This window comes from Nonomuraea turkmeniaca, from assembly GCF_005889735.1.
GTDB lineage: Bacteria > Actinomycetota > Actinomycetes > Streptosporangiales > Streptosporangiaceae > Nonomuraea > Nonomuraea turkmeniaca.
Genome location: NZ_VCKY01000354.1, coordinates 1 through 8,100, shown reverse-complemented (window position 1 = coordinate 8,100; position 8,100 = coordinate 1). Strand labels below are relative to the sequence as shown.

The window sequence follows — 8,100 nt, the reverse complement described above, 5'->3', positions numbered from 1 at the left end:
AGTCATGGCTCGGAGCCTTTAGTCTGTGGGTAGGCCGGGGTTGTCCTCGGAAGGGTTGGACGGCTGTAGGAGCTCACGGTGTTCGGACTCGGGTGGGCGGAGATCGGAGCGCTGATCGTTCTGGCGCTGCTCGTCTTCGGTCCCGAAAAACTGCCTCAGGCCGCCGCGCAGGCCGGTAAGACGCTGCGCAATCTGCGCCGGATGGCGAACAATGCCCGCGACGATCTTCGCGCGGGCCTGGGTCCGGAGTTCCAGAACTTCGACCCGGCCGACCTCAACCCGCGCAACTTCGTGCGCAAGCACCTCCTCGACGACATCGAGGAGGACTGGAACGACAAGTCGAAGGAGCTGGAGCCGGCCACGACGGCGCCGTACACGTCGGACTCGGTCGTGGACGAGCTGGGTCACGGCGAGGTCCCGCCCTACGACTCGGAAGCGACCTGACGGCCGGCCCCGAGTACAGTTCTGAGATGTGAGCGACATCACCGCGGCCATCGGGGAAGGCGCCAAGAAGTCCAGCATCCTCTGGCTCACCCTCGACCGGCCTCGCCTGGCCTGGCACACGTGGCACGACGGGGCGATCTACCTGGTGACCGGTGGTGAGGAGCAGCGACTGCCGGGTCTGGAGGCTCTGGAGCGGGTTCATGTGACGCTGCGGAGCAAGGACAACGGCGCGCGGCTGGTCGAGTTCGACGCGGCCGTGTCGGTGGTCGATCAGGCCGCGGCGGCCGACGCCGTGGCGGTGCTGGCCAAGGAGCGGCTCAACGCGCGTGACAGCGAGCACCTCACCGAGCGCTGGGCTCGCGAGTCCGTCGTCCTGCGACTCACCCCCGAGGGCTAGACCCGGACGGCTGCCGCGGACTTCTCGACGGTGTCCACCGGGGAATGCTGGGGAGCGGCGGAGGCGGTTTGGGCGAGGAGGGCGCCCGACAGGACGATCAGGCCGCCGACGATCTGGAAGACGCCGAGTGTCTCGCCGAGCAGCGCCCAGGCCACGAGCGCGCCGCCGATGACCTCAAGGGACGCGACCGTGGCGCCCACCGCGGCCGACAGCCGCCGCACGGCGTTCACTCCGAGGATGTACGCGATGACGGTGGCGATGAGCACCATCCACAGGTACGCGGCGAGCACCGGCAGCGTCAGCCCGCCCTCCGACGGCGTGGCCGCGGCGGTGAAGGCGTCCCACGGGATGTTCCAGGGACGGGCGAACGGGATCAGCACCACGGACGCCCCCGTCATGCCCCAGGCGATCAGCCCGAGCGGGTCCACGTCGTCGCCGAAGCTATCGCTCATGAGGAAATATCCGGCGCAGCACGCCCCGGCCAGCAGCCCCAGCAGCAGGCCCAGCGCGTCGAGCTGCAACCCCTGCCACGCCTCGACGACGATCCCGAGGCCCACGACCGCGACGACCGCGCCCACGTAGGCGGCCCGCGCGAGCCGGACCTTGCGCACCACCCGTACCCAGGCCACCACCATCACCGGAGCCATGAACTCCAGCAGCAGCGCCACCCCCACGGGCAGCCGCGTGATCGCGACGAAGTACAGCGACTGCACGCCGGCCACCGCCATGACCGCGTAGAGCCCGAAGAACGGCAGCCTGGAGCGCGGGATCCGCAGCGCTTGCGGCCGGACCACGGCCAGTACGGCGAGCAGCAGCAGCCCCGCGCCCGCCATCCGCGTCCAGACGGCCTCGATCGGTGCCAGTCCAGCGGTGATGAGGTATTTGGCCATGGGCCCCGAGAACGCGAAACAGCATGAAGACACGAATGCGAGCGCGAGCCCCGCATACCTCATCGCACACCACCAGATACGTAATGACCGTTATACGGGTTTGATACTGACACGCCGGGCGTCCCGGGCGCAACGGGGCAGCGCTGTTAGCCTGGCCACGTGAAGATCTTCGTGGCCCGGCTGCCCGGGACCCCGGTCTTCGACCCGGCAGGGGATCAGATCGGCCGGGTCAGGGACGTCGTGGTCGGCCTGCGCATCGGCCGCCGGCCCACCGTCCACGGCCTGGTGGTGGAGGTGCAGCCGCGCCGCCGGGTGTTCCTGCCCATCACCCGCGTACGCCGCATCGAGCCGGGCGCCGTCGTCTTCACCGGCCGCATCAACATGCGCAGGTTCGAGCAGCGCGCCACCGAGACGCTGGTCGTCGGCGAGATACTGGACCTTTCCGTAACCGTCGACGGCGAGCCCATGACCGTCTACGACGTGGCCATGGAGCAGATCAAGCCGTCCACCTGGGAGATCACCCGGGTGGCCGTCTACAAGGGCAGGCGGCGCGAGCCGCGCACCGTGGACTGGAGCGAGGTGGCCGGGTTCGACAAGCTCCAGAAGGATCAGGGGGCGGCCGGGCTGATCGCGGCGTTCGAGTCGATGCGCGCCGCCGACATGGCCAGCGCCCTGCACGAGCTGCCGAGCAAGCGGCGCGTCGAGATCGCCCGCGCGCTCAACGACGACCGCCTGGCCGACGTGCTGGAGGAGCTGCCGCCCGACGACCAGATCGGCATCCTCGGCACGCTGGAGCCGGAGCGGGCGGCCGACGTCCTGGAGGAGATGGGCCCCGACGACGCCGCCGACCTGCTGCACGACCTGCCCGACGAGCAGGCGGCCAAGCTGCTGGCGCTGATGGAGCCGGGGGAGGCGGCCCCGGTCCGGCGGCTGCTGACGTACCCGGAGGACAGCGCGGGCGGCGTGATGACCAGCGAGCCGGTGATCCTGCCGCCCACCGCCACGGTGGCCGAGGCGCTCGCGCACATCAGGCAGCAGGACCTGACGCCCGCGATCGCCGCACAGGTCTACGTGGCCCGGCCGCCCACCGAGACGCCAACGGGGACGTACCTGGGCGTCTCGCACTTCCAGCGGCTGCTGCGCGAGCCGCCGTCCACGCTGCTCGGCGCGGTGCTCGACCCGTCGATCGACCCGATCAGGCCGGCGTTCACGCTGATCGAGGTCACCGCCTACCTGGCCAACTACAACCTCGTCGCGGCCCCGGTCGTGGACGAGCTCGGCAGGCTCGTCGGCGCGGTGACCGTGGACGACGTCCTGGACCACCTGCTTCCCGAGGACTGGCGCGAAGGGGCGCACTATGACAGCTGAACGACTGGACCAGCCCCGTGCGCTGCGCCGCTCGCTGCGGCCGCATTACGACCCTGAGGCGTTCGGCCGCCTGTCGGAGCAGATCGCCCGTTTCCTCGGCACGGCCAGGTTCCTCGTCTACATGACCGTGTTCGTGGCGGTGTGGGTGTCCTGGAACGTCCTCGCGCCCCCGAACCTCAAGTTCGACCCCTACCCGTTCATCTTCCTCACGCTCATGCTGTCGCTGCAGGCGAGCTATGCCGCGCCGCTGATCCTGCTGGCGCAGAACCGGCAGGACGATCGGGACCGCATCCAGTACGAGCACGACCGCGAGGTCGCCGACCGCAACCAGGCCGAGATCGAGTACCTGACCCGCGAGATCGCGGGGCTGCGCATGGCCATCAACGAGGTCGCCACCCGCGACTACCTGCGCGCGGAGCTCGGCCGGCTGCTGGAGGAGCTCAAGGAGCCCCGCCACTGATGTCCAGCTTGCCGAGCATGGCCCGGATCTGGGCGATCTCGCCGCCGCCGAGCATGTCGAGGAACTGGCTCCGGATGCCGCGCAGGTAGGTCGGGGTCGCCTCGGCCAGGCGCGCGGCGCCGGCGTCCGTCAGCACCGCGAACAGCCCGCGCGCGTCGTCGGCGCACGCCTCCCTCGACACCAGCCCTTCACGCTGGAGCCGGTCGATCAGCCTGGTCAGGCCGCTGCGAGAGAGCAACACGCGGTCGGCGAGATCGTTCATGCGCAGCCGCCGCCCGGGCGCCTCGGCCAACTGCATGAGCACCTCGTACGAGGCCAGCGGCAGATCGTGGGCGACGAGCAGCTCGGCCTCCAGGTGGCGCGTGATGCGCACCTGGGCACGCTGCAGCAGCCGCCAGACCGTCAGCTCCTCGGCGGTCAGGCCGTCGTCGCGCAGGAGAGTCACGGAGTAACCTTAAGACGTTGTTGCATGGACATCTAACAGCATGGATTAACCCAGCGCGGCCTCCGGTTCATACCATGGAGGGGCACCCTCGCTGGCGTCCAGCGCCTGTCACACATATACCGACCCAGCCGACTAAGGAGGTACGGCACTCACTCGTGCCGAGACTTCGATGGCACCAACCCAGGAACTGGTGACGGCGGCCCTGTCCACCGTCATCGACCCCGAGATCCGTCGCCCGATCACGGACCTCGAGATGGTCAAGAGCATCGAGATCGCTCCCGATGGGGCGGTGCGGGTGGGCGTCTACCTCACCGTGTCCGGATGTCCGATGAAAGACACCATCCGGCGCGACGTGACGAACGCCGTCTCCAAGGTCGAAGGCGTGACCGGCGTCCAGATCGAGCTCGACGTCATGAGCACCGAGCAGCGCAAGAAGCTGCAGACCATGCTGAGGGGCAACCGCGGGCCTGAGAAGGAGATCCCGTTCAACCAGCCGGGCTCGCTGACCCGCGTGTTCGCGGTGGCCAGCGGCAAGGGCGGGGTCGGCAAGTCGTCGGTGACGGTCAACCTGGCCGCCGCCATGGCCGCGAGCGGCCTCAAGGTCGGCATCGTCGACGCCGACATCTACGGCCACAGCATTCCTCGCATGCTGGGCGCCGCCGAGAAGCCCACCAAGGTCGAGGACATGATCATGCCGCCGGTGGCGCATGACATCAAGGTCATCTCGGTCGGCATGTTCAAGCCCGAGGGCAACACGCCGGTGGTCTGGCGCGGGCCGATGCTGGACCGGGCACTCCACCAGTTCCTGGCCGACGTCTACTGGGGCGACCTCGACGTCCTCCTGCTCGACCTGCCCCCGGGCACCGGCGACATCGCCATCTCGGTCGCACAGCGGCTGCCGTCCGCGGAGATCCTGGTGGTGACGACACCGCAGATGGCCGCCGCCGAGGTGGCCGAGCGGGCCGGATCCATCGCGGCCCAGACCCACCAGCAGATCGCCGGCGTCATCGAGAACATGGCGTGGCTGCCCTGCCCGCACTGTGACGAGCGCATCGCGGTGTTCGGCGAGGGCGGCGGCCAGATCGTGGCCGACGCGCTGACCCGCACGCTGGGGGCCCGGGTGCCGCTGCTCGGCCAGGTGCCGATCGATCTGCGGCTGCGCGAGGGCGGCGACGAGGGCAAGCCGCTGGTCCTGACGGATCCCGACTCGCCGGCGGCGACCGAGCTGCTCAAGATCGCGTCCGGGTTGAGCAAGCGTTCCTCCAGCCTGAAGGGACTCCAGCTGGGTCTGGCGCCTCGGCGGTGAGCCAGTAGCGTGTGGCGCATGCGCTCACGTCGTTCGGTGCTGGCCGTGCCCGGCAGCAACCCGCGTTTTCTGGAGAAAGCCCAGATCCTGCCGGTGGACGAGGTCTTTCTCGACCTGGAGGACTCCGTCGCGCCCTCGGCCAAGAACGAGGCGCGACGGAACGTCGTCGCAGCGCTGCGCGAGGGCGACTGGACCGGCAAGACGCGGGTGGTCAGGGTCAACGACCTCACGACGCAGTGGACGTACCGGGACGTGATCGAGACCGTCGAGGGCGCCGGCGAGTTCCTCGACTGTGTGATGTTGCCCAAGGTGCAGGACCCCACGGAGGTCGTCTGGCTCGACACGCTGCTCACGCAGATCGAGAAGGCCATGGGCTACGAGGTCGGCCGCATCGGCATCGAGGCGCAGATCGAGAACGCCCGCGGCCTGGTCAACGCCGACGCCATCGCCGGGTCGTCCAGACGTCTGGAGACGCTGGTGTTCGGCCCCGCGGACTTCATGGCCTCGATCAACATGCGCACGCTCGTCGTCGGCGAGCAGCCGCCCGGCTACGACGAGGGCGACGCCTACCACTACATCCTCATGCGGCTGCTCATGGCGGCCAGGACACACGACCTTCAGGTGATCGACGGGCCCTACCTGCAGATCAAGGACGTCGACGGCTTCAGGCGGGTGGCCAGGAGGTCGGCGGCGCTCGGGTACGACGGCAAGTGGGTGCTGCACCCCTCCCAGGTGGACACGGCCAACGAGGTGTTCTCGCCGGCGCAGGAGGACTACGACCACGCCGAGCTGATCCTGGAGGCGTACGAGTACTACACCACCGTGGAGAAGCGCGGCGCGGTCATGCTGGGCGACGAGATGATCGACGAGGCCTCACGGAAGATGGCGCTCGTCGTGGCCGCCAAGGGGCGGGCGGCCGGGCTCGTCCGGACGAAGAGCTTCACACCTTGATGCCGATGGCGGTGAAGAACCAGAACGACGACGTCAGCCAGAGCCCCACCAACGCCGTGAACGCCAGCCCGCCGAGCACCGGCAGCGTCCACCCTGGCGTGTCCCGCTTGGGCAGGGCCAGCATCTTCGCGGTGAACACGCCGTAGAAGAAGCAGCCGAGCAGGGAGTGCGCGAGCACGCGGGGCACGTCGTACTGCAGGCCCAGGGCGTACAGGCAGTGGAAGGCGACCGGGATCGTCAGCAGGAACGCCAGCCGCCCCGACCAGCGGTGCACGACGGGCGGGATGGTGACCCCGAGCTTGCCCCACATCGACAGGGCCGACACGACCTGCACGAACGCCAGCACGAACGCGCCCGTCGTCAGCCACACCTTCATCGGCAGCGCGGCGGAGAAGCCGGCCACGCCGACCGCGAACCCGGTGGGCGTGTGCACCCGGCCGTACACGCCGAGCGCGAGCACGACCAGGCCGCCGGCCAGCAGCGGCACCAGTAACGCGGTCAGGCTGCGCGAGGGGCGCTGGTGAATGGCGGTCATTGCATCTCCTCGATGAAGCCGTCGACGTCCTGTGGGTAGACCGTGGTGTCACCGACGGTCAGCGGCGCGGTCGGCTGCTGGTCGTTCAGCTCGGGGACCGGCACCCGGCTCCCGCCCTCGGTGGCGGCGCCGACCGTGGTGTAGCCGCCGTTCGGGTTCTTCACGCGGATCCAGCCGGCCTTGAACTGGGCGCCGCGGACGAGCGCGGTGGCCCGGTACAGGCCCGACGGCTTGACGACCGTCGGCGCGACGAAGCTCCACTTCTTGCCGCCGAGGGAGACCCAGCCCTTGGCCCGGCCGCCGCCCAGCTCGGCGTTCACGTTGCCGCCGGCGACGCCCTTCAGGCTCACTCCGTCAGCGGTCTGGCTGCCCTTGAACCAGGCCTCCGTGCGGCCGTCGCAGAAGTAGCCGATGGCCTTGCCGTCTCTGATCGAGATCGCGATGAGGGCGCCGTTGCCCTTGACGCGGCCGCCGTAGTCGGCCTTCTCGATCCGCTTCGCCTCCGACTTCGCAGGCGAGGGTGACGGCTGTGCGGTGTTCTCCTCCGCCGCGGGCGCTTCCGCGGCGGGGTTGTTGTCTGCGGCGGCCGTGGTGTTCGCCGCCGGTGTCGCGGTGATGCTGGCGACACCGAGCCCCGCGGCGAGCACAGCTCCCGCCGCGAGGGTGATGACAGGTCCCAGCCTTGACATGGATTGCTCCCAGGGTCGAAATGCCTCTGGCACCGAGCATCCGCCTAAAAGGGCGCCCCGTCTGTGAACTAATGCGCACCAGACGGACAGAATAGAGAGATGCAGGAGAATCCGGGGCCCCCTCTTCCCTACGACATGCGATATTCCGCCCCGTCGCGGTCCTGGTTTCTGCCGACGCCTCGCGGGGCGCGCTACGACCACCTCGCCAGGAACGCGGCCGCCAGGCCGTGGCGGTCGATCGTCGGCACGATCGCGATCGCCGCCCTCTTCATCGTGGTCGCGGCGGTGGTGTTGTCTGCCGGGGCGGTGATGGCGACGTTGCTCGGCATCCCCGCACCGCTCGACGCCGAGCAATTGTTCGGCGATCCGGTGTTCGGGCTGGCGGTGACGTTGTTGTCGCTCGCCCTCGTGCTCCCCTTCGTGTTCGGGGCTGTGGCGGTCATGCAGCGGCGTCGTCCGGGGACGCTGTCGTCGGTGGCCGGGCGGCTGCGCTGGGCCTGGCTGATGGCCTGCGTCGGGTTGGCGATCCTGACGCTCGTACTCGGACAGATCGTGCAGATGGTCGCCCTGGCGGTCAGCGGCGAGGAGTATGCCGGCATTTTCGGGTGGGTGGGG

Annotated in this window: 10 protein-coding genes and 1 pseudogene; 7 read left to right on the top strand and 4 right to left on the bottom strand. The window is 69.5% G+C overall.

What is annotated here, in order from left to right; genetic code table 11:
* Nucleotides 1-78 precede the first annotated feature (78 nt).
* Both ETD86_RS50785 and ETD86_RS50780 read left to right on the top strand, forming a co-directional pair.
* Entirely contained in the window at nt 79-444 is a 366-nt protein-coding gene (locus tag ETD86_RS50785; protein ID WP_138673799.1) for a sec-independent translocase, read from the top strand.
* Between the two features lie 28 nt (nt 445-472).
* Complete coding sequence (locus ETD86_RS50780; RefSeq protein ID WP_138673798.1) at nt 473-841, top strand: hypothetical protein; 369 nt, start codon at nt 473-475, stop codon at nt 839-841.
* Here the strand turns inward: ETD86_RS50780 and ETD86_RS50775 are convergent.
* Nucleotides 838-1,794, bottom strand: coding sequence for an EamA family transporter (locus tag ETD86_RS50775; RefSeq protein WP_138673797.1), 957 nt, complete (start codon nt 1,792-1,794; stop codon nt 838-840). The two genes, ETD86_RS50780 and ETD86_RS50775, sit on opposite strands and share 4 nt — an antisense overlap.
* A gap of 96 nt (nt 1,795-1,890) precedes the next feature.
* Between ETD86_RS50775 and ETD86_RS50770 the strand changes: the two genes are divergently transcribed.
* Together ETD86_RS50770 and ETD86_RS50765 are read left to right on the top strand one after the other, a co-directional pair.
* Complete coding sequence (locus ETD86_RS50770) at nt 1,891-3,099, top strand: magnesium transporter MgtE N-terminal domain-containing protein (RefSeq protein WP_425465713.1); 1,209 nt, start codon at nt 1,891-1,893, stop codon at nt 3,097-3,099.
* Nucleotides 3,089-3,559, top strand: coding sequence for a DUF1003 domain-containing protein (locus ETD86_RS50765; RefSeq protein ID WP_138673796.1), 471 nt, complete (start codon nt 3,089-3,091; stop codon nt 3,557-3,559). Before ETD86_RS50770 ends, ETD86_RS50765 begins: the two co-directional genes overlap by 11 nt.
* Here ETD86_RS50765 and ETD86_RS50760 read toward each other — a convergent pair.
* On the bottom strand, nt 3,540-4,004 hold the full coding sequence (locus ETD86_RS50760; protein WP_138673795.1) for a MarR family winged helix-turn-helix transcriptional regulator: 465 nt from the start codon (nt 4,002-4,004) through the stop codon (nt 3,540-3,542). The genes ETD86_RS50765 and ETD86_RS50760 overlap by 20 nt on opposite strands.
* Before the next feature lie 169 nt (nt 4,005-4,173).
* On the opposite strand from ETD86_RS50760, the gene ETD86_RS50755 reads away from it, so the two are divergent.
* Together ETD86_RS50755 and ETD86_RS50750 are read left to right on the top strand one after the other, a co-directional pair.
* Nucleotides 4,174-5,310, top strand: coding sequence for an Mrp/NBP35 family ATP-binding protein (locus ETD86_RS50755; RefSeq protein WP_138673794.1), 1,137 nt, complete (start codon nt 4,174-4,176; stop codon nt 5,308-5,310).
* A gap of 18 nt (nt 5,311-5,328) precedes the next feature.
* Nucleotides 5,329-6,261, top strand: coding sequence for an HpcH/HpaI aldolase/citrate lyase family protein (locus ETD86_RS50750; RefSeq protein WP_138673793.1), 933 nt, complete (start codon nt 5,329-5,331; stop codon nt 6,259-6,261).
* On the opposite strand, the gene ETD86_RS50745 is transcribed toward ETD86_RS50750, so the two are convergent.
* Nucleotides 6,251-6,796, bottom strand: coding sequence for a DUF6529 family protein (locus ETD86_RS50745; protein WP_138673792.1), 546 nt, complete (start codon nt 6,794-6,796; stop codon nt 6,251-6,253). The genes ETD86_RS50750 and ETD86_RS50745 overlap by 11 nt on opposite strands.
* Nucleotides 6,793-7,485, bottom strand: coding sequence for a hypothetical protein (locus ETD86_RS50740; protein ID WP_138673791.1), 693 nt, complete (start codon nt 7,483-7,485; stop codon nt 6,793-6,795). The genes ETD86_RS50745 and ETD86_RS50740 overlap by 4 nt, the downstream gene beginning before the upstream one ends.
* Nucleotides 7,486-7,584: 99 nt before the next feature.
* Here ETD86_RS50740 and ETD86_RS50735 point away from each other — a divergent pair.
* Nucleotides 7,585-8,100: pseudogene (locus ETD86_RS50735) on the top strand (hypothetical protein); the annotation flags it as partial.

Excerpts from the sequence above, each read along its gene's own strand:
- ETD86_RS50750 (WP_138673793.1), top strand. The coding sequence starts at position 5,329 with ATGCGCTCACGTCGTTCGGTGCTGGCCGTGCCCGGCAGCAACCCGCGT.
- ETD86_RS50740 (WP_138673791.1), bottom strand. The coding sequence starts at position 7,485 with ATGTCAAGGCTGGGACCTGTCATCACCCTCGCGGCGGGAGCTGTGCTC.
- ETD86_RS50775 (WP_138673797.1), bottom strand. The coding sequence starts at position 1,794 with ATGAGGTATGCGGGGCTCGCGCTCGCATTCGTGTCTTCATGCTGTTTC.
- ETD86_RS50765 (WP_138673796.1), top strand. The coding sequence starts at position 3,089 with ATGACAGCTGAACGACTGGACCAGCCCCGTGCGCTGCGCCGCTCGCTG.
- ETD86_RS50755 (WP_138673794.1), top strand. The coding sequence starts at position 4,174 with ATGGCACCAACCCAGGAACTGGTGACGGCGGCCCTGTCCACCGTCATC.
- ETD86_RS50745 (WP_138673792.1), bottom strand. The coding sequence starts at position 6,796 with ATGACCGCCATTCACCAGCGCCCCTCGCGCAGCCTGACCGCGTTACTG.